Raw genomic sequence first — 22,595 nt, 5'->3', positions numbered from 1 at the left:
GTCGCCGGGCCGGTTCGTCCTGCCCTTTTCCGCCACCACAAGGAGTTTCCGTCATGGAAGACGTCATCATCGCCGGCGCCGGCCCCAACGGCCTCATGCTCGCCTGCGAACTCGCCCTCGCCGGTGTCCACCCGCTGGTCCTGGAGCAGCTGCCCGAACCCACCGAGGAGAACCGCGCCAACGGGCTCGTCGGCCAGGTCGTGCGGGTGCTCGACCGCCGCGGGCTGCACGAGCGTCTCGCGGGCCCGATCGGCCCGGCCGCACCCGCCTTCGTCTTCGGCGGGCTGCGGCTCGACCTCACCCTCGCCGAACCGAACTCGCTGCACATCCTGGGCGTGCCGCAGCGGCGCGTCGCGGCGATGCTGGCCGAACGCGCGGCCGAGCTCGGCGTCGAGATCCGCCACGGGCACGAGCTGACCGGCCTCACCCAGGACGCCGACACGGTCACCGTCGAGTACACCGGCCCGGCCGGACCCGGCACGCTCACCACCCGCTACCTCGTCGGCGCCGACGGCGGCCACAGCGTCACGCGCAAGCTCTCCGGCATCGGCTTCCCCGGCGTCACCGAAGACCACACGATCTCCCGCACCGCCAACGCCACCGTGCCCGCCGGGTTCGTCGACACCGGCAGCGGCGGCCTGCGCGTGCCCGGCCACGGCGTCATCCCGCCGTTCTTCCACTACCGCACCGAAACCGGCCTGTTCGTCTACGCGCCGTTCCCCACCGGCACCCTGGTCACCACGATGGAGTGGGCCGGCGAAGAGGACGACGACCAGCGCCCGATGACGCTGGCCGAACAGCGCGAGAGCATCGCCCGCGTGCTCGGTCACGACCTGCCGATCGGGCCGCCCGAAGGCGACGGGCCGCACCTGCTGCGGCGCCTGCGCGGCCGCAACACGCGGCTGGCCGACCGGTTCCGCGAGGGGCGCGTGCTGCTGGTCGGCGACGCGGCGCACGTGCACTCCGCGATCGGCGGTCCCGGCCTCAACCTCGGCCTGCAGGACGCCGTCGGGCTCGGCTGGAAGCTCGCCGCCGCCGTGCGGGGCTCGGCGCCGGCCGGCCTGCTCGACACCTACGAGAGCGAACGGCGGCCGATCGCCGAGCGCGTCGTCATGCACACCCAGGCGCAGTCCGCGCTGATCGCGCCGGGGCGGGACGTCACGGCACTGCGTGAGCTGTTCGGCGAGCTGCTGCGCCAGCCGAGCACGGTGCGCCACCTCGCCGACCTCATGTCCGGCGCGGACATCCGCTATGAGGCGGGCACGGACCACCCGCTCGACGGCCGGTGGGCGCCGGACCTGGTGCTGACCGACGGCACCCGGCTCGCCGAGCTGACCCGGACGGCCCGGCCGTTGCTGCTGGACTTCACCGGAACGCTCGGCGACGCGCTGCGGGGCTGGAGCGACCGGGTCGACCTGGTCACCGGCAAGGCTGACGGCGACGCGACCGCGTTGCTCGTCCGTCCCGACGGCTACGTCGCCTGGGCGACGAGCTCGGTGGAGCCCGACGACACCGAGCGGAAGGCACTGCGGGCGGCGCTGGAGCGGTGGTTCGGCACCCCCGTTGACATGTAGGATATCTCCTACGTATTGTCGCGGGCATGACGATCACCCACGTCCAGTTCCTGACCCTGCCGGTCGCCGACCACGCCCGCGCGCGGGACTTCTACGTCGGCAAGCTCGGCTTCGAAGCCCTCGTCGACCGCCGCACGCCCGAAGGCGGCCACTTCGTGATGGTCGCGCCGAAGGGCGCGCAGACCGGCGTGGTGCTGACCGACCAGCGGGTCACCGGCGTCGAACCCGGTCCGCGCCACTTCCAGCTGCAGACCAGCGACCTCGACACCGACGTCGCCGCGCTGCGGGCGGCCGGCGTCGAGGTCGCCGACCCGGAAACCCGGCCGTGGGGGCGCGCGACGTCGTTCGAGGACCTCGACGGGCATGTCCTCGGGCTGCTCGAGCCGAGCGACTTCGGCAACGTGCCGAGCTGATGCCGGTCAACGACGACGTCTTCGCCGCGCTCGCCAGCCCCGCGCGGCGCGAGGTCCTGCGGCTGCTGCTGGCCGGGCCGATGGCCGCCGGCTCGATCGCCGAACGGTTCGACATGGCTCGGCCCAGCCTCTCGGAACACCTCCGGGTGCTTCGGGAGGCGGGCCTGGTCAGCGAACAGCGGCAGGGCCGCAACCGCGTCTACCGGCTCGACGCGGCCCCGCTCGAAGAGGTCGCCGACTGGCTCACGCCGTACGAGCGGTTCTGGCGGAGCAAGCTCGCCAACCTGCGTGACCTGCTCGACGAGGAGGACCTGTGACCGACGACGACCCTCGGGCGATCCACGTCGACCAGTTCCTCGCCCACCCGCCCCCCAAGGTGTGGCGCGCGCTCACCGAGCCGGACCTGCTCGAGCGCTGGATCAGCATGCCGAACGACATCAAGCCCGTGGTCGGGCACCGGTTCGAGCTGCTGGCCGAGCCGGTGCCCGCGGCCGGGTTCGCCGGCGGCCCGGTGGCGTGCGAGGTCCTCGAAGTCGAGCCCGAGCGCAAGCTCAGCATCCGCTGGGGTCCGCAGTGGACGGTCACCTGGCGCCTCGAGCCCGAAGGCACGGGTACCCGCTTGTTCCTCAGCCACGAGGGGTTCGACCCGGACGACGAGTTCCAGCGCGTCTCCCGCCGGATCATGGGCGGCGGCTGGCGCTCCCACGTGCCGCGGGCGCTGGCCCGGTTGCTGGACACCCTGGCCGAGGAGCCCCCGTTACGATCGAGTGGTGAGCCCCGCCGCCCCTGATCCCACGGACACGAAACCGCTGCGCGCCGACGCCCGCCGCAACCGGGCGCGCGTGCTGGAGGCGGCCGAGAGCGTGTTCGCCGCCAAGGGCACCGGCGCGCCGACCGAAGAGGTCGCCCGTGTGGCCGGGGTCGGCATCGGCACCGTCTTCCGGCACTTCCCGACGAAGGAAGCTCTGCTGGAGGCGGTGCTCGTCGCGCGGCTGCAGCGGTTCGTCGCCGAGGCCGAAGCCGTCGTCGCGGCCGACTCGGCCGATCCGGGTGGCGCGTTCTTCGCGTTCCTCACCAGCTGGATCGAGATGTCGAGCGCGAAGAACGCCTACTTCGAAGCGCTCACCGCGGCCGGGGTGACCCTGCAGCACGCCAAGTCCGACATCGGCACCCGGCTGCTCGGCTCGCTGGGGGTGCTGCTGTCCCGGGCGCAGGCCGCGGGCGCGGTCCGCGACGACCTCGTGCCGGGTGAGCTGATCACGATCATCATTGGGGTGGCGAAGGCCGCCGAGTACGCGGGCCCGGACGCGCGGCTGCGCGACCGGGCCGTGACGATCCTCTTCGACGGCCTCCGCCCGTCAGCGGGGGAGCGGCGCTGAGCCGATCGGCTCCAGTGTCGGGCGCTTCGCGGTGAGCGTGTCCCCGGAGGACTCGCCCCGCAGCCGGCGGCGCACCCACGGCAGCGCGTGCTCGCGCGCCCACCGCACGTTCTGGCTGCGGCGGGCCGCCGGACTGAGCACCTCGCGCGGGCCGAGCTCGTGGCCCTTCAGCGGGTGCTCGACGCCGAGCGCGGCCAGCACGGCGATGGCGACCTCGGTGTGGCCGTAGGCGTTGAGGTGCAGCCGGTCCGGCGCCCAGAACCGCCGGTCACGCAGCTGCCGCATGGCCCACATGTCCACCAGGCGCGCGCCGTGCCGGACGGCGATGGCGCGGACGAACTCGTTGTAGATCGCCACCCGGCCGCGCATCTTGCGGAACAGGGCGTCCTCGACCCCGTCGACCCCGGTGAACAGCACCAGCTCGGCGCCGGTCGCGCGGATCTTCGTGATGGCGGCCTCGTAGTCGTCCATCAGCGCGTCGATGTCGACCTTGGGCCGCATCAGGTCGTTGCCGCCGGCGTAGAGGGTGACGAGATCGGGCGCCATGGCCAGCGCCGGCTCGAGCTGCTCGCCGAGGATCTGCGGCATCAGCTTCCCGCGGATGGCGAGGTTGGCGTAACGGAAGCCCGGCTCGCGGGCGGCGAGCTGTTCGGCGGTGCGGTCGGCCCAGCCGCGGACACCGTTCGGGGCGGCCGGGTCGTCGTCCCCGACGCCTTCGGTGAACGAGTCCCCCAGGGCCACTAAGCGCTTGCTCATGTCAGCAGTCTAAGCAAGCGCGGATCGGCGAGGATTCCGCCCGGCGCGGAATCCGTGGCCCACCCCGCCGGCCGCCGGTACAGCGGAAGCATGACGGCCTACGACACGATCGCCGACTGGTACGAGTCCACGTTCCCGACCTCCAGGCGCGACGACCCGCTCGGGATCGGGGCCGCGCTCCGGGAGCTGCTCGGTCCCGGCGCCGGGGCGTGCCTCGAACTCGGCTGCGGCACCGGCGTCCACGCGGCGGCGATCCGCACACTCGGCCGGACTCCGCTCGGCGTGGACGTCTCGGCGGGGATGCTGCGGCACGCCGCCGGCCGGCTACCGGTCGCGCGGGCTGACGCCACGGCGCTTCCGATCGCCACCGGATCGCTGCCCGCCGTCGCGGCGATCATGGTGCACACCGACATGCCCGCTTACCCGGCCGTGCTCCGCGAAGCGGCGCGTGTCCTGGCGCCCGGCGGGGTGTTCGTGCACGTCGGCGTGCACCCGTGCTTCTGCGGTGGGTTCGCCGACCGGTCCGACGAGCGGGCGATCGTCATCCGGCCCGGGTACCGCGAGCGCAGCTGGACCAGGGCGTCGTGGACCGACCAGGGGCTGCGAGACAAGGTCGGCGCCACCCACCTGCCGCTGCCGGAGCTGCTGCACGCCGTCCTCGATGCGGGCCTGGTGTTCGAGCGGTTCGCCGAGGGCGGCGCACCCACTCCGACGGTGCTCGCCTGGCGGGCGAAAAACGTTCCCCCGGGATGTCGAATCCGCGTCTCCCCGGATGACGCCCAGGCATGACGAAGGAATTCGAAGTCGGGTTCGAAGGCAGGCTCCCCGCGACGCCGGCGGCGTGCTGGCGGGCGATCACCGTCGACGCCGGGAGCTGGTCCTGGCCCATCACCTACGAGCCGTGGGTCGGCGGCCGGGAGACCGGGCTGACCTTCCACGGCGGCGAAGTCACCGCGTGGCGGCCCCACGAGCACTTCGCGACGCGCTGTGACCAGGACGACTGGTTCAACCGGCTCGACTACACCTTCGAGCCCGACGGCGACGGCACGTACCTGAAGTTCGCGCACCGCGGCGTCTTCCTCGACGACTGGGACACCAACTACGACGCCTGCCGCCGCCACACGGCGTTCTACTACCACTCGCTCGGCGAGTACCTGGCGCACTTCGCCGGCCGCGAAGTCACCTACGCGATGACCGAAGCCCCGGAGTCCTCCGCGGCTGCCGACGGCTTCACCAGGCTGAAGAAGGCGCTCGGCATCCGCGAAGACGTCCAGGTCGGCGAGCACGCGGCCGGCGGTGTCGTCGACTACGCGGCCGCGGGTTTCGTGGGCGTCCGGACCGAGCACTCGCTCCTGCGGCTCTACGGCCGCAACGCCTTCGGCTGGCCGATCGGCGTCGGCCGGCACCACTTCGCGCCCATCGACGCCGCGGCCGAGGAACGCGGGTGGGCCGCCCGGCTGGCGGAGATCTTCGCCTGAGCCGGGTCAAGCGGTGAGCTGCCGGGCCCGGTGGTCGGCGACGTGGACGCGCGTCGCGCAGCGGGTCGAGCAGAAGCGGCGGCGGCCGTTGCGCGACGTGTCGACGTAGGCGGTGCCGCAGCCTTCGCGGCCGCAGACGCCGAGCCGGTCCGGGGCTTCGCACACGAGGTGGGCCAGGCCGCCCGCGGTGTAGGCGCGGACGCGGCCCACCGGCCCGGCGTCTTCGGCGGAGTAGTGCAGGTGCGGGGGTTTGCCGTCGTGCGAGGTGATGTACGGCCGGCACGCTGCCTCGGCGAGCAGGTCGTTCACCAGGTCGGGGCGTTCCTCGGGAGCGGCGGCGAACACCGGCCGCAGCCGTTCGGCCCACGCGCCGATGCGGGCCGCCTCGTCTTCGGTCAGGGCGGCGATGGACATGCCGTTGCGGACCATCCCGGCCAGCCGCTCGCCGGCGGTGCCCGCGTTCACCAGGTCGGCGGCCACGAGCGCGGCCGGACCGCCGTAAGGGTTGAAGTGCACTAAGTCATTACACCACGATCGGGGCATGAACCTCCACCGCTGCCCCCGCTGCGGCTGGCCGCTCACCGAGCTCCCGGTGACCGCCGCCCGCCCCGTCACCCACCGGCTCGACTACGTGCGCTGCGTCTGCGGCAGCTGGCTGGCCCGCTTGGACGGCGAAGTCGTCGGCGCCACCCGGGCGCGGCTGACCCGGCCCTGACCGGGCATGATCCTCGGATGCAGTTCCTCATTTCCGTGGTCCACGACCAGACCGAGCTCGGCACCGACTACGAGCTGGCGGCGATCGACGTCTTCAACGAGCGGCTCCAGGCCGAGGGACACTGGGTCTTCGCCGGTGGCCTTTCCCTGCCCGCCGCGGCCACCGTCATCGACAACCGGGGCGGGGAAGCGGTCGTCACCGACGGGCCCTTCGTGGAGACCAAGGAGTTCCTCGCCGGGTTCTGGGTGATCGAGGCCCCCGACCTCGATGTCGCGCTGGCACTCGCCACCGCCGGGTCGAAGGCCTGCCACCGGAAGGTCGAGGTGCGGCCCTTCCTGGAGGCCGGCTGACTCAGAGGTCGAGCACGCCCGCGGCGTTGTCGTTCCACTGGTCGACCCGGCGGATGTACTCGTAGAGCGCCCGGCTGCCGCGCACCCAGCGGCCCTGGTCGGCGATCGCGAGGTCGTCGGCGCCGGCGCGGCGGGCCTCCGTGGCGAACCCGGACCGCAGGGAGTGCCCGGTCACCGGGTACGGCAGGCCCGCCCGGACGCCGGCGCGGGTGAGGATCTGGTTGACGCCGGTCGTGCTCAGCGCGGGCTCGCCGACGTTGCCGTGCCGGTCGACGCGGCGGAACGCCGGACCTTCGGTGAGCCCGGCGCCGGAACGCCACGCGTGCCACGCCCGCACCGGGTCGGTGTCGGGGCTCTCCCGGCGCGGGACGACCATGTCGCCGGTGCTCTTGCCGTGCCGCACGGTCACCGCCAGCCCCCGGTCGTCGACCGGCGCCACGTCCGTGACCAGCAGGTTCGCCAGGTCCGAGCAGCGGGCGGCGATCGGGAACCCGATCAGCAGCATCGCCCGGTCGCGGGCGCCGGCGAGGGTGTCCGGGCAGGCTCGTGACATCGCCCGCAGATCGGCGAGGGTGACCATGGTGGCCTTGCCGCGGCCGCGCTGGATCCCCTCCCGGGCCAGCCGCTGCCGGTAGCCCTTCAACGCCCGCCAAGCGGCGCGGCTCGCTTCGGGGTCGACGACGACCTTGTGGTGGCGCAGCCCGGCGAGCGCTCCGGTGAGGCGCCGCTCGATCGTCGACGGCGCGGCCGGGGCGGCCCGCTCGGGCACTTCGGGCACCACACGCTCGTCGGGGCGCAGGGTGCGGCCGCGTTCCAGCCACACCACGAATCCGGTCAGCGCCCCGATCGACGCCGACAGCGGCGGGATCCCGGCCTCGGCGGTGTAGTCCTGCCACACCTGCCAATCCTGCGCGTAGGCCTTGAGCGTGTTCGGCGGCCGCTGCTCCTCGACGTGCCGGGCCGCGGCCCGGTCCAGGAGCGCGAGCCGGTCCGCCGGGCTGAGGGCAGCGGTGTCGGTCACCGGTTCGAGCTCGGGCACGCGCCGAGGTTACGGGATGTCGATCTCCGCGGGCAGGAACCCGGCCAGGGCGTCGGCCACCGCTTCGGGGCATTCGAGGGTCTGGATGTGCGGGGCGCCGGGGACGACCGCGAACTTCGCGCCGACGCGCGTGGCGATGGCGGCCATGCCCTCGACCGGGATCGACGCGTCGGCCGCACCGGCCAGCGCGAACGCCGGCGCCGGGAGGTCACGCAGCCGTTCGTACACGTCGAGGCCGCCGTAGCCACGCCAGATCGAGGCCCAGGTGGCCGGGTCGAACGTCGCGACGCACTCGCGGGCGTAGCGGACGCCGTCGGTGTCGGCGGCGAGCGCGTCCGGGGTGAACCAGCGTTCGAGGGTCGGCTCGACCAGCGGCGCCATGCCACCGGTCTCGGCGATCCGGGCGCGCTCCTCGAACGCTTCGGGCATCGGACGGTCGGGCGCGGCCATGAGCGTGAGGGAGGCGAAGCGTTCCGGGGCGGCGACGGCGGCGGTCTGCGCGACCGCCCCGCCCAGCGAGAGCCCGGCGACGTGGGCGGTGTCGAGCTCGAGCGCGTCCAGCACGGCGACGAGGTCGGCCGCGGTGGCGGGCATGGTGAACGGCAGCGGCGCGCCGGCGGCCGAACCGTGCCCGCGCACGTCGTAGGCGAACACCCGGCGGCCCTCGGCCAGCCGGTCCAGGACCGGGTCCCACATCCGGCGGTCGAGGCCGAGGGAGTGGACGAGCAGCACCGCGGGGCCGTGGGTGCCGCGGGTGGTGACCGTCGTGTCGTGGTCGGACGCGCGAATCCTTATGTCTTGATCCTTCCAGTGGTGTCCACGGAGAATTCGTCGCGAGCGCTGTCGATCCGGCCGGGGGTTGTTCGTATGAGTGGCGAGACCGCGAAAGGAGCCGAAGTGAAGCAGTACCTGCTCAGCATCTACCAGCCCGACGGCCCGACCCCGCCGCCGGAGGTCCTCGACGGCGTCGTGCAGAAGCTCGACGCGCTCAACTCCGACCTGAAGGCCGCCGGGGCCTGGGTATTCGCCGGTGGGCTTCACCCGCCGTCGACCGCGACGGTGCTGCGGGCCGGCGATGGCGACACCCTCGTCACCGACGGGCCGTTCACCGAGGGCCGCGAGCACCTCGGCGGGTTCACCATCATCACCGCGCCCGACCTCGACGCGGCGCTGGCCTGGGGAAGCCGGCTCGCCGACGCCGTCGCCCCGCTGCCGGTCGAGGTCCGGCCGTTCGCCGGATGAGCGTCGAGGCCGTCTTCGCGGCGGAGTACGGCCGCGCGGTGTCGGTCCTGGTGCGGATCTTCGGGAGCATCGACGTCGCCGAGGAGGCCGTGCAGGACGCGTTCGCCGAGGCGGTCCGGCGGTGGCCGGAGGCGGGGTTCCCGCCCAGCCCGGCGGGCTGGATCATCACGACCGCCCGCAACCGGGCCGTGGACCGCCTGCGCCGGGAGGCCGCGCGCGAGGACAAGCATGCCCAGGCCGCTTTGCTGCACGCCGACACCGAGCCAGTGGAGGAGGGCGCCGTGCCCGACGACCGGCTCCGGCTCATCTTCACCTGCTGTCACCCGGCGCTGGCCCGGCCCGCGCAGGTGGCCCTGACCCTGCGGCTGCTCGGCGGGCTGACGACCACGGAGATCGCCGCCGCGTTCCTGGTCGCCGAACCCACCATGGCCCAGCGGATCGTGCGGGCGAAGAACAAGATCCGTGACGCGGGCATCCCGTACCGCGTCCCGCAGGACGCCGACCTGCCGGCCCGGCTCTCGGGAGTGCTGGGTGTGCTGTACCTGATCTTCGGCGAGGGCTACACGGCGAGCGCGGGCGAAGATCTCGTTCGCGACGACCTGTGCCGGGAGGCGATCCGGCTCGCGCGGGTCCTGGCCGGCCTGATGCCCGACGAGCCGGAGGTCTGGGGCCTGCTGGCGTTGATGCTGCTCATCGACGCGCGCCGCGCGACCCGCGTGTCCGCCGGCGGTGACCTGGTGCTGCTGGCCGACCAGGACCGCGGCCGGTGGGACGCCGGGCTGATCACCGAGGGGCACGAGATCGTCCGCCGCTGCCTGCGTCGCGACCAGCCGGGCCCGTACCAGATCCAGGCGGCGATCCAGGCGGTCCACACCGACGCGCCGACGGACTGGGCGCAGGTCAAGGCGCTCTACGACCAGCTGCTGGGCGTGACGCCGACGCCGGTGGTGGCGTTGAACCGCGCGGTGGCGGTTGCTGAGGTCGACGGGCCGGCCGCGGCGTTGGCGCTGGTGGAGGCCCTTGAGCTGGCGCGGTTCCCGCTGTTCCACGCGATCCGCGCGGATCTCCTGGACCGCGTCGGCCGGGTAGGGGAGGCGGCGGAGGCCTACACGGTGGCGATCGGGCTGACCCGGAATGCCGCTGAGCGGGCTCTGCTGGAGCGGAAGCTTGCCGCGCTGTCAACCCGGAGTTGACGCGGGAGGGGGTCCTAGTTTTTCTGGGCCTCAATTCACCCCCTGCGCGCCCAAGGTTCTCCTGTCGTCATCTGAGTTTGGATATGTAACCTTATCCGAACTCAAGTCTTAGTCTACGTATCTTTAGATTTAAGACAGTAGCTTCTAGTTCTAATCAGAAGCTTTGATAGAGTCTCGATCATGACGGAAGACGCTGGTCAAGCCCGGATTTGCGAGTACCGCCGCTGTGGAGCCCCGCTGCCACCCGCGGTAGGGCGGGGAAGCCGGGCTCGGTTCTGCCAGGACGGCAAGACCTGGGGGCGGCGGAACCTGAGCTGCCGTGACGCCGAGGCCGTCCTCTCCGACGCCGAGTCGCTGCGGGAGAGCGACACCGAGCTCGACGACACCGCCGTCACCGCGCTGGCCGGCCAGGTCGACCGGGTGCTCGAACCCGCCCGGGGGCTCGTCGAGACGCTCACGACGCTGCGCCACCAGCTCGAAGCCACGACCGCCGCCGCGCTCGCCGAACGTGACGCGGCCCTGGCCGAAGCCGACGAACACCGCCGGCACCGAGGACTCGCCGAAGCCGAGGCCACACAAGCCGCGGAGCTGGCCGACGAAGCCGGCCGGAGCGCGGCCGCCGCGGAGAAGGCCATGACCGCGGCCGTCCGGGAACGGGACGCCGCCCGGGGTGCCCAGCGGGAGGCGCATCAGGAGCGGCAGCGGGTCGAAGGGCAGCTGGCCGCGATCCGGGACGAGCTCGCCCGCGTCACCGAGCGAGCCGAGACCGCCGCCGCCCTCGCCGGTGAGCGGGCGACGGCGCTGGCCACCGTGACCGCCGAACTCGCCGCCACCCGCGAGGCTCTGGAGGACGAACGGGGCCGCAGCCGGGCAGCGACGTCGCGGGCCGAGGCGGCAGAGGCGCGGGCCGAGGCGACGGCAAGCCGGCTCGACGCGGCCGAAGCTCGGGCCGAAAGCGCCGGCGGCAAGCTCGACGCGGCGCGTGTGGAGCTGACCGAGGCAGCCACTGCCCACCGAGCCGCCCTCGATCAGGCCCGTGCCGGGTTCGACCAGCGGCTGGTCGAGCTGCAGGCCGGGCACGAACAGACCGTGCGGTCCATGCACGAGACCGCCACGAACCTGGGTGCCGAACTCCGTGGCTGCACGGCGCGAGCCGACGTCGCCGAGCGCGAATTGGCCAAGGTCGTCGCCGTGCTGCGGGACATTCCCGAGCTTCCGGCGCAGGTCACGGCATTACTCAAGTAACTACTTGACTATTAGGCCGGTCCGCGCATACTTAAGTACATGCTTGACCATGAGCGGCTGGACCTGGTGTTCCGCGCCCTCGGCGACCGCACCCGGCGGGCGCTGGTGGAGCGGCTCGTGCGTGGCCCGGCGTCGGTCAGCGAGCTGGCCGAGCCGTTGACCATGTCGCTGGCGGCAGTGGTGCAGCACCTGCAGGTGCTCGAAGCCGCCGGGATCGTGCGCTCGGAGAAGGTCGGCCGGGTGCGGACCTGCCGGCTCGAACCGGAGCTGCTGCGCGCCGGTGAGCACTGGCTGGGTCGTCAGCGCACCGCGTGGGAAAGCAGGCTCGACCGGCTCGGCGACTTCCTCGCCGAGCCGCCCGGCACCTCGGAAGGGAGCACGACATGACCGTCAGGCACGCCACCTTCACCCTCGAACGCACTTATCCGGTCCCGCCGGCGCGGGTGTTCGCCGTCTGGGCGGACCCGGCGGCCAAGGGGCGCTGGTTCGTCCCCGCCGGCGAGCACGAGCTGGACTTCCGCGTGGGCGGCCGCGAAACCGTCGACGCCACCGGCCCGGGCGGCACGCCGCTGGCGGTCGTCTCCACGTACCACGACATCGTGCCGGAGCAGCGGATCGTCTACTCGACGACGCTCAGCGGCGGCAAGACGCTCGCCACGGTCTCGGTCACCACGGTCGAGCTCGTCGGCGAAGGCGACGCGACCCGGCTGGTCCTCACCGAGCAGGGCACGTTCCTCGACGGCGCCGAGGAACCGGCGTGGCGGGAGCAGGGCACGGGCGAATGGCTGGACCGGCTGGGCGAGGCCCTGCGATGACCGCCGAGATCGCCGCCGTCATCGAAGCCCGGGTCGCGGCCGTGGCGGCGAAGGACGTCGAGGCGCTGGTGGCGCAGTTCGCCGAAGACGTGGCGCTGTTCGACGCGCTCGGGCCGGTGCGGGAGTCCGGCCGGGACGCCGAGCGGGCGCGCCTGGCGGCGTGGTTCGACGCCTACCGGTCCGAGATCGGGCTGCGGATCCGCGACCTCGAAGTGGTGGCCGACGGCGATGTCGGCTTCGCGCACTACCTGTTCGAGGTCCGCGGCACCATGGTCGACGGCACTGAAGTCGAGATGTGGGTGCGTTCGACCGCCGGGTTCCGCCGGACCGCGGCCGGCTGGAAGATCGTGCACGAGCACAGTTCTGTGCCGTTGAAGCCCTAGACCGTCACGGCCCACGAGCCGAGCAGCGCGAGCGCGCGGGCGGAGTCCGAGCCGGGTTCGGCGTGCAGGACGACCAGCTGCTGCCCCTCGGTCTGGGCGAGGTCGAGCTTCTCGCGCCGCAGGTGCAGCTCGCCGACCTGGGGGTGGTTCAGGTGGCTGGTCCCGTCTCGGCGGTGACCGACGTCGGCGCGGGCCCAGAGCGTGCGGAACCGGTCGCTGCCGATCGAGAGCTCGCCGACCAGCGAGGTCAGCCGCGGGTCGGTGGGGTCGGCCTTTTCGCGCAGGCCGCCGACGAGGCTGGCGGTGGCGCGGTCCCAGTCGACGTGCAGTGCGCGGTCGGCCGGGTCGAGGAACAGCCCGCGGACGACGTTGCGGCCCGGCGCGAACGTCGGTGAGAGCGCCATGGCCAGGGGGTTCGCGGCGAGGACGTCGAGGTGGCGGCCGGTGACGAAGGCGGGCATCGGCAGCTGGGACAGCAACTGGCCGATGCCGGCCGGCACGCGTTCGGTGCGGGGCCGCGGCTTGCGGGGCCGGGGGTGGGCGAGCTGGTGCAGGTGCGCGGTGGCGTCGGGGTCGAGCCCGAGGGCTTCGGCGAGGGCGTCGAGGACCTGTGTGGAGGGGTGCTGGTCGCGGCCCTGTTCGAGGCGCAGGTAGTAGTCGGAGCTGATGCCGGCGAGCAGGGCGAGCTCTTCCCGGCGCAGGCCGGGGACGCGGCGGCGGTCGCCGGCGACCAGTCCGACGTCTTCGGGACGCACCTGGTCGCGGCGGGCGCGCAGGTATTCGCCCAGTGCGTTCTCCACCGCTTCAGGCTAGCGACGCGCTCGCGTGCGTGAGGTGGTCCTGCGAGTCCCAGGATGAGCGGGACGTACCCGTCGCGCCGCGCCCGCGCCGAGGCTGGAGTCATGACGACAGCCATTTCCGGGGGCACCCTGACCCTCGCCGACGACCTGACGATCACCCGCCTGGGCTACGGCGCCATGCAGCTGGCCGGCCCCAACGTGTTCGGCCCGCCGCGCGACCGCGGCGAAGCCATCGCTGTGCTGCGCGAGGTGGTCGAGCGCGGCGTGACCCACATCGACACCAGCGACTTCTACGGCCCGGCCGTGGTGAACGAGCTGATCCGCGAAGCGCTTTCCCCGTATCCGGAATCGTTGCACCTGGTGACGAAGGTCGGCGCGGTCCGGGGCGCCGACGGCGCGTGGCTCCCGGCGCTCGGGCGGCAGCAGCTGATCGACCAGGTCCACGACAACCTGAAACACCTCGGCGTGGACGTGCTGGACGTGGTGAACCTGCGTGCCCCCGGGCACGAGACGCCGACCGGCGACTCGATCGCGGAGATGTTCGGTGTGCTGGCGGATCTGTGCCAGGAGGGCCTGATCCGGCACCTGGGCGTGAGCGGCGTGTCGGCAGCGCAGCTGACCGAGGCACAGGCGATCGCGCCGGTGGTCACCGTGCAGAACCTCTACAACCTGGCCCACCGGCAGGACGACGCGCTGCTGGAGCGGTGCACACGGGAGCACATCGCGTTCGTGCCGTTCTTCCCGCTCGGCGGTTTCACCCCGGTGCAGGCCGGCGCGCTGGACGCGGTGGCCGCGCGGCTCGGCGCGTCACCGCAGCAGGTGGCGCTGGCGTGGCTGCTGCAGCGGTCGCCGGTGCTGGCGTTGATCCCCGGCACGTCGTCGCGGGCACACCTGCGGGACAACCTGGCCGCGGCGGAGCTGGCGCTGCCGGCCGAGGCGATCGCGCGGCTGGACGCGATCAGCTCGTCCGGTACCGCTGGGGACTGACGCCGAACTCGCGCTTGAACGCCGTGCTGAGTGCGAACGCGCTGCCGTAGCCGACCTGGTGGGCGACCGCGCCGATGGTGGCGTCGGGTTGCTGGCGCAGCAGGTCCGCGGCGAGCGCGAGGCGCCAGCCGGCGAGGTAGGCCATCGGGGTCTCGCCGACGGTCGTGGCGAAGCGGCGGGCCAGCGCGGCGCGGGAGACGCCGGTGTTGGCGGCGAGCTTGGCGACCGTCCACGGCTCGGCGGGCTGGTGCTGCAGCAGCCGCAGCGCCTGCCCGACGACCGGGTCGTCGTGGGCGCGGTACCAGGCGGGCGCGTGGGTGTCGGGCCGGTCGAACCACGCGCGCAGCGCGGCGATCAGCAGCAGGTCGAGCAGCCGGTCGAGGACGGCTTCCTGACCGGGCACGTCCTTGCCGATCTCGGCCGCGAGCAGCGTGACCAGGGGGGTCGGCCAGTCGGTGGCGCGCAGCACGATCAGGGCCGGCAACGCGGCCAGGAGCTTCTTGCTGACCTCGCCGTCCATGCCGTAGGTGCCGGTGAGCAGCACGACCGGACCGCCGGTGCCCCAGGTGCGCACACCGAGGTCGGCGTAGGCGGACAGGTGCCCGCCGTCGGGGGTGCGGCACTCCTGGCCGGGCAGGATGAGTGCCTGCGGTGGCGTCGCTGGGTGGTCGGCGACCAGGTACGGGTCCGGGCCGCGGGCGATCGCGACGTCGCCTTCGCCGAGCAGCACGGCTTCGCCGCCGTCGGGCACGATCCACGCTTCCCCGCGCACTACCGACACGACGGTCAGCGGCGCCTGGTCTTCGATGCGCAGCGACCAGGGCGGGGTGAGCACCGAGCGCAGCAGGAACGCGCCGTGGGCGCGGGGTCCGTCGAGGAGCGTGGCGAGCGGGTCCATGCGAGCAAGTGTAGACGATGGAACATGCTATCGAGCCTCTGAACTATGGAGAGTCTCACCGGTTGCCGGTTGACTCTCTGGCATGACAACGAACTTCCTGGTGGTGGGCGGCACCGGCAAGACCGGGCGCCGCGTGGCGGATCGGCTGCGGGAGCGCGGCCTGGGCGTGCGGATCACGTCGCGGCGCGGGACGCCGCCGTTCGAATGGGCCGACCGCGCGACGTGGGCGCCGGTGCTGGCGGGCGTCGACGCCGTTTACCTGACCTACTACCCCGACCTGGTGGTGCCCGGGGCGGCCGACGACATCCGCGCGTTCGCCGAACTCGCGGTGGCGCACGGGATCCGCCACCTGGTGCTGCTGTCCGGGCGCGGCGAACCGGAAGCCGAGGCGTGCGAACGGATCGTGGCCGCGGCGGGCACCGGCTGGACGGTGCTGCGGTGTGCCTGGTTCGCGCAGAACTTCAGCGAGCACTTCCTGCTGGACGCGGTGCGCGGCGGCGAGGTCGCGCTGCCGGCGGGCACGGTGACCGAGCCGTTCCTCGACGTCCGGGACATCGCCGACGTCGCGGTGCGGGTGCTGACCGAGCCCGGCCACACCGGCCGGCTCTACGAGCTGACCGGGCCGCGGCTGCTGAGCTTCGCCGACGCCGCGGCCGACATTTCGGCCGCGTCCGGGCGCGATGTCCGCTATGTTCCGGTTTCCGTGGCGGAGTACGCGGCCGCGGCGGTCGAGTACGGGGTGCCCGAGGACGAGGCGGAGGCGCTGACGGAGTTGTTCGGCCGGGTGCTCGACGGGCGCAACGAGTCGGTGACGCACGACGTGGAGCGGGTGCTGGGCCGGCCGGCGACGGATTTCGCCGACTTCGCCCGGGACGCGGCCGCGACCGGGGTCTGGGCGCGGTGACGGGGAAGGAGAGGCCGATGTCGACGGTGGTGCTGGTGGCCGCGCTGGTCGCGGCGGGGTTGATCGCGGGGCTGTTCTACGCCTACGCGTGCTCGGTGATGCCGGGGCTGGCGCGCGGTGACGACAAGACGTTCGTGGAGGGCATGCGCGGGATCAACGTCGCGATCGTCAACCCGGTCTTCATGCTGACGTTCCTGGGTGCGCCGGTGCTGGCGGGGGTGGCGATCTTCCTCAACCCGGGGCCGCGGCCGTGGGTGATCGCCGGGTTCGCGTGTCTGGTGGCGATGATCGTGATCACCGGTGCGGTGAACATCCCGCTGAACAACGCGCTCGAGAGCGGCGGTGACGACTACGCGGCGGTCCGGGCGGCGTTCGAGGCGGTCTGGGTGCGCTGGAACGTGCTGCGGGCGGTGGTGAGCACGGCCGGGTTCGGCTGCCTGGTCGCGGCCGTGCTCGCCCGCCGCTGATCAGTCGGCGAGGCGGAAGAGCAGGTCGGTGACCCACTGGGTGGGGTCGGGCACTTCGAGCGGGTTGGTGCGCAGGACTTCCAGCCGGCCACCCCACTGCTCGCCGTCGGGGCCTTCGGTGACGTCCCACGCGAGGCCTTCGCCGGCACCCCAGGTGAGGACGGCCGCGGTGGCGGCGGCCAGGCCGTCGGGAGCGCCGACGTAGGTTTCGAGGACGTACTTCCCGCCGGGGACCTCGCCGAGGAAGGCCGGCTCTTCCGGGCTGAAGCCGGCGTCGATCGGGACGCCGGCTTCGACGGTGAACCGCATGCCGGGGTGCAGGACGCGGTAGCGGAAGAACGGCGCGCCGGCCGGGACGATCCCGTGCCCGGCGAGGGCGCCGATGAGCGGTGGCAGCCGGTCGGCGATGCGCGGGAACTCCTCGATCCCGAGGGTGGCGCGTTCGGCGACGTAGGGCTGGGCCGGGCGGTCCACGATGGACGGCATCAGGGTTCCTCCGGGACGAAGATCGGGCGGACCTCGATACTGCCGTAGGTCGCGGCGGGGTGCTTGGCCGCGATCTCGAGGGCTTCGTCGAGGTCTTCGCAGTCGAGGACGACGTAGCCGCCGATCTGCTCCTTGGCTTCGGCGAAGGGGCCGTCGGTGAGCAGGACCTCGCCGTCGCGGACGCGGATGGTGGTGGCTTCCGAGGGCGGGCGCAGGCCGCCACCGCCGAGGATCTTGCCGCGGCGGGCCAGGTCTTCGCCCCAGCCGTCGCACCCGTCGTACTGGTGTTCTTCGGCGTTTTCGTCGCCGGCGATCATCAGCAGGTAGCGCATCAGTGTCCTTCCAGTGCTTCGCGCAGCCGCGCGGCGAAGGCGTCCGGTTCGGCGATGAAGCCGCCGTGGTCGCCGGGGAACTCTTCGGCCGGCAGGCCGAGGTCGGCGGCGAGCCCGCGGCCGGTTTCGTGGGCGAGCTGCCCGGCGGACTTCGCGCCGACGGCGACGACCAGCCGCGCGGACGTTGTGCGGAGCGCGTCGAGGTCCGGCTCGTAGGCGCCGGTGGCGGCCATCAGGTGCCCGAAGAAGTAGGCGAAGTTGCCTTCGGCGCGCGGGTCCAGCGGCGGCGCGGGGTCGATGCCGAGGGTGGCCATGAACGCGGCGAAGGCCGGGGCGAGGCCCTGGTCGCGGAACAACGCCGGGATATCGGGGCCGTTGAGGACCCCGGCGGGCGCGTAGCGGGTGACCGGGGGTTCGTGCAGGACGACCGTGCGGACGTCGCCGGGGTGGCGGACGACGTGCTCGAGCATCGTGACGGCGCCGCCGCTGTTGGCGAACACGTCGGCCGGCCCGACTTCGGTGAGCAGGCGGTGGATGTCCTCGGCGTGGTCGCGGATGGTGTCGCCGGTGGGTTCGCCGTCGAGGGGGCTGCGGCCGAGGCCACGCGGGTCGAAGGTGACGACGCTGTGGTCTTCGGCCAGCAGCGGCCGGATCGCGGTGAACACCGCGGCGTCGGCGGGGCCGCCGGGGACCAGCAGCAGCGTGGGTCCGTGGCCGGTGACGTCGTAGGTGAGCTGGGCGCCGGGGACGGCGAGGGTGGTCATGGGCGTTCCTCCGGAGATCGTGGTTCGCCCGACCGACGAACGGGCCCGGCCGGGACCGACACCACCTCGGAGATTCTTCGGGTGAGGTAGGCGCGTTCGGCTTCGGTGGGCGCCAGCTCGCGCGCGGTCGCGTACGCCTCGGCGGCTTCGGCGTGGCGGCCGAGGCGGCGGAGGAAGTCGGCGCGGGTGGCGGGCAGCAGGTGGTAGCCGTCCATGGTCAGCGCGTCGAGCAGGGCGAGCCCGGCGAGCGGGCCGTCGGCCATGCCGACCGCGACGGCCCGGTTGAGCTCGACGACGGCGCTGGGGACGAACTTGCGCAGCTCGCCGTAGAGGCCGGCGATCTGGGCCCAGTCGGTGTCGGCGGGCCGGGTGGCGGTGGCGTGGCAGGCGGCGATGGCGGCCTGGACCTGGTAGGGCCCGGGGCGCCGGCGGCGCAGCGCCGTCTCCAGGAGCTGGGTGCCTTCGGCGATTTCGCTCGCGTCCCAGCGGGTGCGGTCCTGTTCTTCGAGCGGGACGAGCGCACCGCCGGGGCCGACGCGGGTTTCGCGGCGGGCGTGCTGCAGCAGCATCAGCGCGAGCAGGCCGAGGGCTTCGGGTTCGTCGGGCATCAGCCGCGCGAGGACGCGGGCGAGGCGGACGGCTTCGGCGGCGAGGTCGGGGCGCTGCAGGTCGGGTCCGGCGCTGGCGGAGTAGCCCTCGTTGAACGTCAGGTACAGCACGCCGAGGACGGCGGCGGTGCGTTCGGGCAGCAGGTGCGCGGGCGGGACGCGGTAGGGGATGCCGGCGTGGCGGATCTTGCGCTTCACCCGCACGAGCCGCTGGGACATGGTGGCTTCGGGGACGAGGAAGGCGCGGGCGATCTCGGCGGTGGAGAGCCCCGCCAGTGTCCGCAGGGCGAGGGCGACCTGGGCTTCGGTGGCCAGCGCCGGGTGGCAGCAGGTGAAGATGAGCCGCAGCCGGTCGTCCGGCACACCGCTGTCGTCACTGGCGGGGTCGTCGGGGACGTGCATGAGGGCGGCCTCCCGGAGCTTGGCGGCGCCGAGGGCGTCGCGGCGGAGCCGGTCGGTGGCGCGGTTGCGGGCGGCGGTGGTCAGCCACGCGCCGGGCCGCCGGGGGACGCCGTCGCGCGGCCAGGTGCGCAGGGCGAGGGCGAACGCCTCCTGGGCGCACTCCTCGGCCAGGTCCCAGTCGCCGGTGATCCGGATGAGCGTGGCCACGACCTGGCCCCACTCGTCCCGGAACGCCGCGGCGACCGCGGTCTCGACGTCCACCGCTGCTCCTTCCGCCGGTTCACCCACCCGACGAACGGCCGGGCCCGGGACCGACAGCCACCGCGTGACACGCGCCGTACCCTTCGGCGCGGGCGACGATCCGGCCGCCTTCGACGCGCACGGCGGTTTCGGTGGCGTCGCTGACCGCGGTGACGCCGGCGGCCGCGGCGAGCTCGCCGGTGGGGTCGACGGCGATCCGCAGCCGGGGCCGCGGGTCGGGGGCGCCGGCCTGGTCGAGGCAGGTGCGCAGGTCGGCGATCGCCAGGCGGGCCAGGGGCGCGAGCTCGCCGGGGTCGCTGGTGACGAGCACGGTGGTGACGTCGGCGCCGGCGCGGACGGCTTCTTCGAAGGCCGACGCGCGGTGCAGGCCCAGGACGGTGATGACGCCGTCGCCGGGCGCGAACGGCCGGCCGGTCAGCAGGTCGGTCGCCTCGGGTGGGCGCCACGGCTCGGCGACGGGCCGGGCCTGGCTGGTGATCGGCGGGGTCGCCGGCCAGTCGTCGTCGAGGTCCAGCTCCAGCAGGGCGGCGCAGGCGGTGACGATGTGGAAGGGCTCGCCGAAGCCGGGCGCGGCCGCGGCGAGCTGGCTCGCGCCGTGCAACGTCGTGAGGGCGGCCTCGGCGACACGGACCAGGCGGCGGCCGGGGCGGCGGCGTTCGAGGGCGAGCCCGAGCAGGATCGCGTTGACGCGCATGAGCTGCGCGAACGGCCGGCGAGTGTGTTCGTCGGCGAGGATTTCCGGCAGCAGGTCGCGGGTGAGGCGGGCCTCTTCACTTTCGCTGTCGGTGGCCAGCGGGAGCCGGGCGACCCAGGCGCGGGCGAACGCGGCCAGCACGTCCGCGGCGCCGGGGTCCGGTGGCGGGGTGGCGGGCCGGGGCGCGCGTTCGGCGAGGTCGGCCAGGACGGCGAAGTAGAGGGCTCGCTTGCCGGGGAAGTTGGAGTAGACCGCGCCGCGGGTGAGCTCGGCGCGTTCGGCGATGACGTCGACCTTGGTGTCGCGGAAGCCGCGGCCGGCGAACTCGTCGCGGGCGGCGGCGAGCACCTTCGCGCGGTTGCGTTCCTGGGTTTCCGCCCTGCTGAGCCTGACCATCGTCCTCCTTGCCGCGGTGTCGCGGATCAAGATACCGTGACCACTGAGATGATTAGAACATCTGATGTGAGCATTTGGAGTGCTGGATGATCCCTGAGATCGACCTGACCGACGTCAAGGTCCTGACCGACCCGTTCACGGCCTACGACCGGGCCCGCGAGGTGAGCCCGGTGGCGAAGCTGGTGATCCCCGGCTTCGGCCCGTTCTGGGCGCTGACCCGCTACGCCGAGGCGCGCGGAATGCTCAACGACCCCCGCTTCGAGGTCCGCTCCGAGAGCTTCCTGCGGCCGCCGGGCATCCCCGAGCACTGCCTGGAGTACCTGCGGACGATGGCCGAGCAGGACGGGCCCGAGCACCTGCGCCTGCGGCGGCTGGTCGCGCCGGCGTTCACCCCGAAGCGCGCCGCGCAGCTGCGCCCGCGGCTGGTGACGCTCACCGAACGGCTGCTCGACCAGCTGCCCACGGGCGGCGTCGTGGACCTGATCCCGCACTTCGCGCGGCCGCTGCCGATGGACGTCATCTGCGAGCTGACCGGCATCCCGGAAGCCGACCGTCCACAGTGGCGTGAGTACGGCGCCGCGGTCGCCGGCGGGGCCGGCCCGGACTTCGCCGCCGCGATCCCGGCGATCATCGACGGGGCGCGCGAGGCCGTGGCACGCAGCCGCGAGGAGCCGGGTGACGACCTCATCGGCGACCTCGTGCGGGCCGAGGACGACGACCGGCTCACCGACACCGAACTGGTCACCCTGGTCTGGCACCTGGTGCTGGCCGGGCAGACGCCGGTCAACCTCATCGCCAACGCCGTCGAGGCCCTGCTGCGCCACCCGGACCAGCTCGCTCTCCTGCGCGCGGATCCCGGGTTGTGGCCGGGCGCGGTCGAGGAGCTGATGCGCTTCTGCAGCCCGCAGCTGCTGACGACGCCGAGGTTCGCGCGTGAGGACGTCGAGATCGGCGGGTCGGTGATCCGCGAAGGCGAGCGGGTGACGGCGGCGATGGTGGCCGCCGACCGCGACCCGCGGGTGTTCCCCGACGCCGACCGTCTCGATGTCACGCGCTCCGGGCCGGCGCAGCTGGGGTTCTCGCACGGGCCGCACTTCTGCCTCGGCGCGTCGATCGCCCGGGTGGAGACGGAGGTGGCGCTCTCGACGTTGTTCGCGCGGTTCCCGGAACTGGCGTTGGCCGGGGACGTGCCGCGCGCGCCCGACGGCGGGACGTGGCGGCCGGCGAAGCTACTGCTGACGCTCTGAGATCAGCGCTTCGATGCCGTCCAGGACGCGGGCGAGGCCGAAGCGGAAGGTGTAGGCCGGGTCTTCCGCGGCGTTGTGGGTTTCGCCCGCGGCCTGGCCGACCCGCGAGGCGATGGGGTAGTGCTCCGCGGCGGCGGCCGGGATGCCGGCCAGCACCGGCGCGGCGCGCTCCCACCACTGGGCGTCGGTCAGGCCGCTGGTGCGCACCAGGCGGGCGGCGTCGATCGAGCTGCGCGCGGTGGCGCGGACGAGGTTGGTCACGAGGCCGGCCGCGGCGTCCATCTCGACGTCGTCGAGCCCGATGCCGTCGAGGGCACGCAGTTCGTGTTCGTACTTGGCGAAGCTGTGCGGGCCGAGCGCGGAGCGGCTGGTGGTGACCTGCAGCAGCCAGGGGTGGCGGTGGAAGAGCTCCCACTGGTCCTGGGCGATCGCGGTGAGCGCGTCCCGCCAGCCGAGGCCGGGTTCGGGGGCCGGCAGCTCGCCGTGGGCGTGGTCGATCATCAGGTCGAGCAGCTCCGCCCGGCCCGGCACGTAGGTGTAGAGGGACATGGGGGAGACGCCGAGGTGGTCGGCGACGCCGCGGATGGTGACCGCGTCGATGGTGTCGGCGTCGGCGAGGGCGACCGCGGCCTGGACGACGTCGGCGGTGGTCAGCTTCGGTTTCGGGCCACGCCTCGGCGGTCCGGAGACACCCCAGAGCAGCTCGATCGTCCGGCGCGGGTCGCCGCTGGTGTTCTCCACGCCGGTCATTCTGCCCACCCAATTTC

At 73.3% G+C, this 22,595-nt stretch carries 31 protein-coding genes; 19 read left to right on the top strand and 12 right to left on the bottom strand.

The window, feature by feature from the left end:
• The first annotated feature begins 53 nt into the window (after positions 1 to 53).
• From M8542_RS05870 to M8542_RS05850, 5 genes are read left to right on the top strand one after another with little or no spacing between them, the layout of a single operon-like run.
• Complete coding sequence (locus tag M8542_RS05870; RefSeq protein WP_257918961.1) at positions 54 to 1,574, top strand: FAD-dependent monooxygenase; 1,521 nt, start codon at positions 54 to 56, stop codon at positions 1,572 to 1,574.
• 26 nt (positions 1,575 to 1,600) lie between these two features.
• A complete protein-coding gene (locus M8542_RS05865) occupies positions 1,601 to 1,987 on the top strand; it encodes a VOC family protein (protein WP_257918960.1) in 387 nt (128 codons plus the stop codon).
• Positions 1,987 to 2,304 carry a metalloregulator ArsR/SmtB family transcription factor gene (locus M8542_RS05860; protein WP_257918959.1) on the top strand — a complete coding sequence of 106 codons (318 nt, stop codon included), beginning with the start codon at positions 1,987 to 1,989 and terminating at the stop codon, positions 2,302 to 2,304. The genes M8542_RS05865 and M8542_RS05860 overlap by 1 nt, the downstream gene beginning before the upstream one ends.
• Positions 2,301 to 2,777: an SRPBCC family protein gene (locus M8542_RS05855; protein ID WP_257918958.1), complete on the top strand. Its 477-nt coding sequence runs from the start codon at positions 2,301 to 2,303 to the stop codon at positions 2,775 to 2,777. Before M8542_RS05860 ends, M8542_RS05855 begins: the two co-directional genes overlap by 4 nt.
• The gene (locus tag M8542_RS05850; RefSeq protein ID WP_257918957.1) at positions 2,758 to 3,366 is read left to right on the top strand and encodes a TetR/AcrR family transcriptional regulator; all 609 of its coding nucleotides are present in this window, start codon (positions 2,758 to 2,760) and stop codon (positions 3,364 to 3,366) included. The genes M8542_RS05855 and M8542_RS05850 overlap by 20 nt, the downstream gene beginning before the upstream one ends.
• Here M8542_RS05850 and M8542_RS05845 read toward each other — a convergent pair.
• Positions 3,346 to 4,122 (bottom strand): SGNH/GDSL hydrolase family protein, encoded by a 777-nt coding sequence (locus tag M8542_RS05845; protein ID WP_257918956.1) that lies wholly within the window; start codon positions 4,120 to 4,122, stop codon positions 3,346 to 3,348. The genes M8542_RS05850 and M8542_RS05845 overlap by 21 nt on opposite strands.
• A gap of 90 nt (positions 4,123 to 4,212) precedes the next feature.
• Between M8542_RS05845 and M8542_RS05840 the strand changes: the two genes are divergently transcribed.
• Positions 4,213 to 4,911: a class I SAM-dependent methyltransferase gene (locus M8542_RS05840; protein ID WP_257918955.1), complete on the top strand. Its 699-nt coding sequence runs from the start codon at positions 4,213 to 4,215 to the stop codon at positions 4,909 to 4,911.
• Positions 4,908 to 5,600, top strand: coding sequence for an SRPBCC family protein (locus M8542_RS05835; RefSeq protein ID WP_257918954.1), 693 nt, complete (start codon positions 4,908 to 4,910; stop codon positions 5,598 to 5,600). The genes M8542_RS05840 and M8542_RS05835 overlap by 4 nt, the downstream gene beginning before the upstream one ends.
• 6 nt (positions 5,601 to 5,606) lie before the next feature.
• Here M8542_RS05835 and M8542_RS05830 read toward each other — a convergent pair whose 3' ends face one another.
• The gene (locus M8542_RS05830) at positions 5,607 to 6,116 is read right to left on the bottom strand and encodes a CGNR zinc finger domain-containing protein (protein ID WP_257918953.1); all 510 of its coding nucleotides are present in this window, start codon (positions 6,114 to 6,116) and stop codon (positions 5,607 to 5,609) included.
• A 25-nt stretch (positions 6,117 to 6,141) separates the two neighbouring features.
• Between M8542_RS05830 and M8542_RS05825 the strand changes: the two genes are divergently transcribed.
• Both M8542_RS05825 and M8542_RS05820 read left to right on the top strand, forming a co-directional pair.
• Positions 6,142 to 6,315, top strand: a complete 174-nt coding sequence (locus M8542_RS05825) for a hypothetical protein (protein WP_257918952.1) — start codon at positions 6,142 to 6,144, stop codon at positions 6,313 to 6,315.
• 17 nt (positions 6,316 to 6,332) lie between these two features.
• Entirely contained in the window at positions 6,333 to 6,665 is a 333-nt protein-coding gene (locus M8542_RS05820) for a YciI family protein (protein ID WP_257918951.1), read from the top strand.
• A 1-nt stretch (position 6,666) separates the two neighbouring features.
• Here M8542_RS05820 and M8542_RS50275 read toward each other — a convergent pair whose 3' ends face one another.
• Together M8542_RS50275 and M8542_RS05810 are read right to left on the bottom strand one after the other, a co-directional pair.
• A complete protein-coding gene (locus M8542_RS50275) occupies positions 6,667 to 7,704 on the bottom strand; it encodes a site-specific integrase (protein WP_257918950.1) in 1,038 nt (345 codons plus the stop codon).
• Positions 7,705 to 7,713: 9 nt separating this feature from the next.
• On the bottom strand, positions 7,714 to 8,436 hold the full coding sequence (locus M8542_RS05810) for an alpha/beta fold hydrolase (protein WP_257918949.1): 723 nt from the start codon (positions 8,434 to 8,436) through the stop codon (positions 7,714 to 7,716).
• Between the two features lie 165 nt (positions 8,437 to 8,601).
• On the opposite strand from M8542_RS05810, the gene M8542_RS05805 reads away from it, so the two are divergent.
• From M8542_RS05805 to M8542_RS05780, 6 genes are all read left to right on the top strand, one after another.
• Positions 8,602 to 8,946 carry a YciI family protein gene (locus M8542_RS05805; RefSeq protein WP_257918948.1) on the top strand — a complete coding sequence of 115 codons (345 nt, stop codon included), beginning with the start codon at positions 8,602 to 8,604 and terminating at the stop codon, positions 8,944 to 8,946.
• On the top strand, positions 8,943 to 10,139 hold the full coding sequence (locus M8542_RS05800; RefSeq protein ID WP_257918947.1) for an RNA polymerase sigma factor: 1,197 nt from the start codon (positions 8,943 to 8,945) through the stop codon (positions 10,137 to 10,139). Before M8542_RS05805 ends, M8542_RS05800 begins: the two co-directional genes overlap by 4 nt.
• Before the next feature lie 180 nt (positions 10,140 to 10,319).
• Positions 10,320 to 11,384, top strand: coding sequence for a coiled-coil domain-containing protein (locus M8542_RS05795; protein ID WP_257918946.1), 1,065 nt, complete (start codon positions 10,320 to 10,322; stop codon positions 11,382 to 11,384).
• A gap of 39 nt (positions 11,385 to 11,423) precedes the next feature.
• Positions 11,424 to 11,771 carry an ArsR/SmtB family transcription factor gene (locus M8542_RS05790; protein ID WP_257918945.1) on the top strand — a complete coding sequence of 116 codons (348 nt, stop codon included), beginning with the start codon at positions 11,424 to 11,426 and terminating at the stop codon, positions 11,769 to 11,771.
• The gene (locus tag M8542_RS05785; RefSeq protein ID WP_257918944.1) at positions 11,768 to 12,199 is read left to right on the top strand and encodes an SRPBCC family protein; all 432 of its coding nucleotides are present in this window, start codon (positions 11,768 to 11,770) and stop codon (positions 12,197 to 12,199) included. Before M8542_RS05790 ends, M8542_RS05785 begins: the two co-directional genes overlap by 4 nt.
• On the top strand, positions 12,196 to 12,582 hold the full coding sequence (locus M8542_RS05780) for a YybH family protein (RefSeq protein WP_257918943.1): 387 nt from the start codon (positions 12,196 to 12,198) through the stop codon (positions 12,580 to 12,582). The genes M8542_RS05785 and M8542_RS05780 overlap by 4 nt, the downstream gene beginning before the upstream one ends.
• Here M8542_RS05780 and M8542_RS05775 read toward each other — a convergent pair.
• Positions 12,579 to 13,382, bottom strand: a complete 804-nt coding sequence (locus M8542_RS05775; RefSeq protein ID WP_257918942.1) for a helix-turn-helix transcriptional regulator — start codon at positions 13,380 to 13,382, stop codon at positions 12,579 to 12,581. The genes M8542_RS05780 and M8542_RS05775 overlap by 4 nt on opposite strands.
• 102 nt (positions 13,383 to 13,484) lie before the next feature.
• On the opposite strand from M8542_RS05775, the gene M8542_RS05770 reads away from it, so the two are divergent.
• Positions 13,485 to 14,369: an oxidoreductase gene (locus tag M8542_RS05770; RefSeq protein WP_257918941.1), complete on the top strand. Its 885-nt coding sequence runs from the start codon at positions 13,485 to 13,487 to the stop codon at positions 14,367 to 14,369.
• Here M8542_RS05770 and M8542_RS05765 read toward each other — a convergent pair.
• Complete coding sequence (locus M8542_RS05765) at positions 14,341 to 15,267, bottom strand: AraC family transcriptional regulator (RefSeq protein WP_257918940.1); 927 nt, start codon at positions 15,265 to 15,267, stop codon at positions 14,341 to 14,343. The genes M8542_RS05770 and M8542_RS05765 overlap by 29 nt on opposite strands.
• 82 nt (positions 15,268 to 15,349) lie before the next feature.
• On the opposite strand from M8542_RS05765, the gene M8542_RS05760 reads away from it, so the two are divergent.
• The gene (locus M8542_RS05760) at positions 15,350 to 16,171 is read left to right on the top strand and encodes a Rossmann-fold NAD(P)-binding domain-containing protein (protein WP_257918939.1); all 822 of its coding nucleotides are present in this window, start codon (positions 15,350 to 15,352) and stop codon (positions 16,169 to 16,171) included.
• A 17-nt stretch (positions 16,172 to 16,188) separates the two neighbouring features.
• Entirely contained in the window at positions 16,189 to 16,638 is a 450-nt protein-coding gene (locus M8542_RS05755; protein ID WP_257918938.1) for an anthrone oxygenase family protein, read from the top strand.
• Here the strand turns inward: M8542_RS05755 and M8542_RS05750 are convergent, their stop codons facing one another.
• Genes M8542_RS05750 through M8542_RS05730 form a run of 5 tightly spaced genes read right to left on the bottom strand, consistent with a single transcriptional unit; the run spans position 16,639 to position 20,581 of the window.
• On the bottom strand, positions 16,639 to 17,124 hold the full coding sequence (locus tag M8542_RS05750) for a GyrI-like domain-containing protein (protein WP_257918937.1): 486 nt from the start codon (positions 17,122 to 17,124) through the stop codon (positions 16,639 to 16,641). It lies immediately after the preceding gene.
• Positions 17,124 to 17,456 (bottom strand): YciI family protein, encoded by a 333-nt coding sequence (locus M8542_RS05745; RefSeq protein ID WP_257918936.1) that lies wholly within the window; start codon positions 17,454 to 17,456, stop codon positions 17,124 to 17,126. Before M8542_RS05745 ends, M8542_RS05750 begins: the two co-directional genes overlap by 1 nt.
• Entirely contained in the window at positions 17,456 to 18,220 is a 765-nt protein-coding gene (locus tag M8542_RS05740; protein ID WP_257918935.1) for an alpha/beta fold hydrolase, read from the bottom strand. Before M8542_RS05740 ends, M8542_RS05745 begins: the two co-directional genes overlap by 1 nt.
• The gene (locus M8542_RS05735; RefSeq protein ID WP_257918934.1) at positions 18,217 to 19,491 is read right to left on the bottom strand and encodes an RNA polymerase sigma factor; all 1,275 of its coding nucleotides are present in this window, start codon (positions 19,489 to 19,491) and stop codon (positions 18,217 to 18,219) included. The genes M8542_RS05740 and M8542_RS05735 overlap by 4 nt, the downstream gene beginning before the upstream one ends.
• A 19-nt stretch (positions 19,492 to 19,510) precedes the next feature.
• Positions 19,511 to 20,581 carry a TetR/AcrR family transcriptional regulator gene (locus tag M8542_RS05730; RefSeq protein ID WP_257918933.1) on the bottom strand — a complete coding sequence of 357 codons (1,071 nt, stop codon included), beginning with the start codon at positions 20,579 to 20,581 and terminating at the stop codon, positions 19,511 to 19,513.
• Positions 20,582 to 20,667: 86 nt separating this feature from the next.
• Here M8542_RS05730 and M8542_RS05725 point away from each other — a divergent pair, with 86 nt between their 5' ends.
• Entirely contained in the window at positions 20,668 to 21,828 is a 1,161-nt protein-coding gene (locus M8542_RS05725) for a cytochrome P450 family protein (protein WP_257918932.1), read from the top strand.
• On the opposite strand, the gene M8542_RS05720 is transcribed toward M8542_RS05725, so the two are convergent.
• Positions 21,811 to 22,578 (bottom strand): TetR/AcrR family transcriptional regulator C-terminal domain-containing protein, encoded by a 768-nt coding sequence (locus tag M8542_RS05720; RefSeq protein ID WP_257918931.1) that lies wholly within the window; start codon positions 22,576 to 22,578, stop codon positions 21,811 to 21,813. The two genes, M8542_RS05725 and M8542_RS05720, sit on opposite strands and share 18 nt — an antisense overlap.
• Between the last annotated feature and the right edge of the window lie 17 nt (positions 22,579 to 22,595).

It is taken from the genome of Amycolatopsis iheyensis, assembly GCF_024703995.1.
In the GTDB taxonomy this organism is placed as follows: domain Bacteria; phylum Actinomycetota; class Actinomycetes; order Mycobacteriales; family Pseudonocardiaceae; genus Amycolatopsis; species Amycolatopsis iheyensis.
This window is presented reverse-complemented; position numbering and strand designations above follow the sequence as displayed.

Excerpts from the sequence above, each read along its gene's own strand:
- M8542_RS05870 (WP_257918961.1), top strand. The coding sequence starts at position 54 with ATGGAAGACGTCATCATCGCCGGCGCCGGCCCCAACGGCCTCATGCTC.
- M8542_RS05865 (WP_257918960.1), top strand. The coding sequence starts at position 1,601 with ATGACGATCACCCACGTCCAGTTCCTGACCCTGCCGGTCGCCGACCAC.
- M8542_RS05860 (WP_257918959.1), top strand. The coding sequence starts at position 1,987 with ATGCCGGTCAACGACGACGTCTTCGCCGCGCTCGCCAGCCCCGCGCGG.
- M8542_RS05845 (WP_257918956.1), bottom strand. The coding sequence starts at position 4,122 with ATGAGCAAGCGCTTAGTGGCCCTGGGGGACTCGTTCACCGAAGGCGTC.
- M8542_RS05840 (WP_257918955.1), top strand. The coding sequence starts at position 4,213 with ATGACGGCCTACGACACGATCGCCGACTGGTACGAGTCCACGTTCCCG.
- M8542_RS05835 (WP_257918954.1), top strand. The coding sequence starts at position 4,908 with ATGACGAAGGAATTCGAAGTCGGGTTCGAAGGCAGGCTCCCCGCGACG.
- M8542_RS05825 (WP_257918952.1), top strand. The coding sequence starts at position 6,142 with ATGAACCTCCACCGCTGCCCCCGCTGCGGCTGGCCGCTCACCGAGCTC.
- M8542_RS05820 (WP_257918951.1), top strand. The coding sequence starts at position 6,333 with ATGCAGTTCCTCATTTCCGTGGTCCACGACCAGACCGAGCTCGGCACC.
- M8542_RS05800 (WP_257918947.1), top strand. The coding sequence starts at position 8,943 with ATGAGCGTCGAGGCCGTCTTCGCGGCGGAGTACGGCCGCGCGGTGTCG.
- M8542_RS05795 (WP_257918946.1), top strand. The coding sequence starts at position 10,320 with ATGACGGAAGACGCTGGTCAAGCCCGGATTTGCGAGTACCGCCGCTGT.
- M8542_RS05790 (WP_257918945.1), top strand. The coding sequence starts at position 11,424 with ATGCTTGACCATGAGCGGCTGGACCTGGTGTTCCGCGCCCTCGGCGAC.
- M8542_RS05785 (WP_257918944.1), top strand. The coding sequence starts at position 11,768 with ATGACCGTCAGGCACGCCACCTTCACCCTCGAACGCACTTATCCGGTC.
- M8542_RS05780 (WP_257918943.1), top strand. The coding sequence starts at position 12,196 with ATGACCGCCGAGATCGCCGCCGTCATCGAAGCCCGGGTCGCGGCCGTG.
- M8542_RS05770 (WP_257918941.1), top strand. The coding sequence starts at position 13,485 with ATGACGACAGCCATTTCCGGGGGCACCCTGACCCTCGCCGACGACCTG.
- M8542_RS05765 (WP_257918940.1), bottom strand. The coding sequence starts at position 15,267 with ATGGACCCGCTCGCCACGCTCCTCGACGGACCCCGCGCCCACGGCGCG.
- M8542_RS05760 (WP_257918939.1), top strand. The coding sequence starts at position 15,350 with ATGACAACGAACTTCCTGGTGGTGGGCGGCACCGGCAAGACCGGGCGC.
- M8542_RS05755 (WP_257918938.1), top strand. The coding sequence starts at position 16,189 with ATGTCGACGGTGGTGCTGGTGGCCGCGCTGGTCGCGGCGGGGTTGATC.
- M8542_RS05750 (WP_257918937.1), bottom strand. The coding sequence starts at position 17,124 with ATGCCGTCCATCGTGGACCGCCCGGCCCAGCCCTACGTCGCCGAACGC.
- M8542_RS05745 (WP_257918936.1), bottom strand. The coding sequence starts at position 17,456 with ATGCGCTACCTGCTGATGATCGCCGGCGACGAAAACGCCGAAGAACAC.
- M8542_RS05740 (WP_257918935.1), bottom strand. The coding sequence starts at position 18,220 with ATGACCACCCTCGCCGTCCCCGGCGCCCAGCTCACCTACGACGTCACC.
- M8542_RS05730 (WP_257918933.1), bottom strand. The coding sequence starts at position 20,581 with ATGGTCAGGCTCAGCAGGGCGGAAACCCAGGAACGCAACCGCGCGAAG.
- M8542_RS05725 (WP_257918932.1), top strand. The coding sequence starts at position 20,668 with ATGATCCCTGAGATCGACCTGACCGACGTCAAGGTCCTGACCGACCCG.
- M8542_RS05720 (WP_257918931.1), bottom strand. The coding sequence starts at position 22,578 with ATGACCGGCGTGGAGAACACCAGCGGCGACCCGCGCCGGACGATCGAG.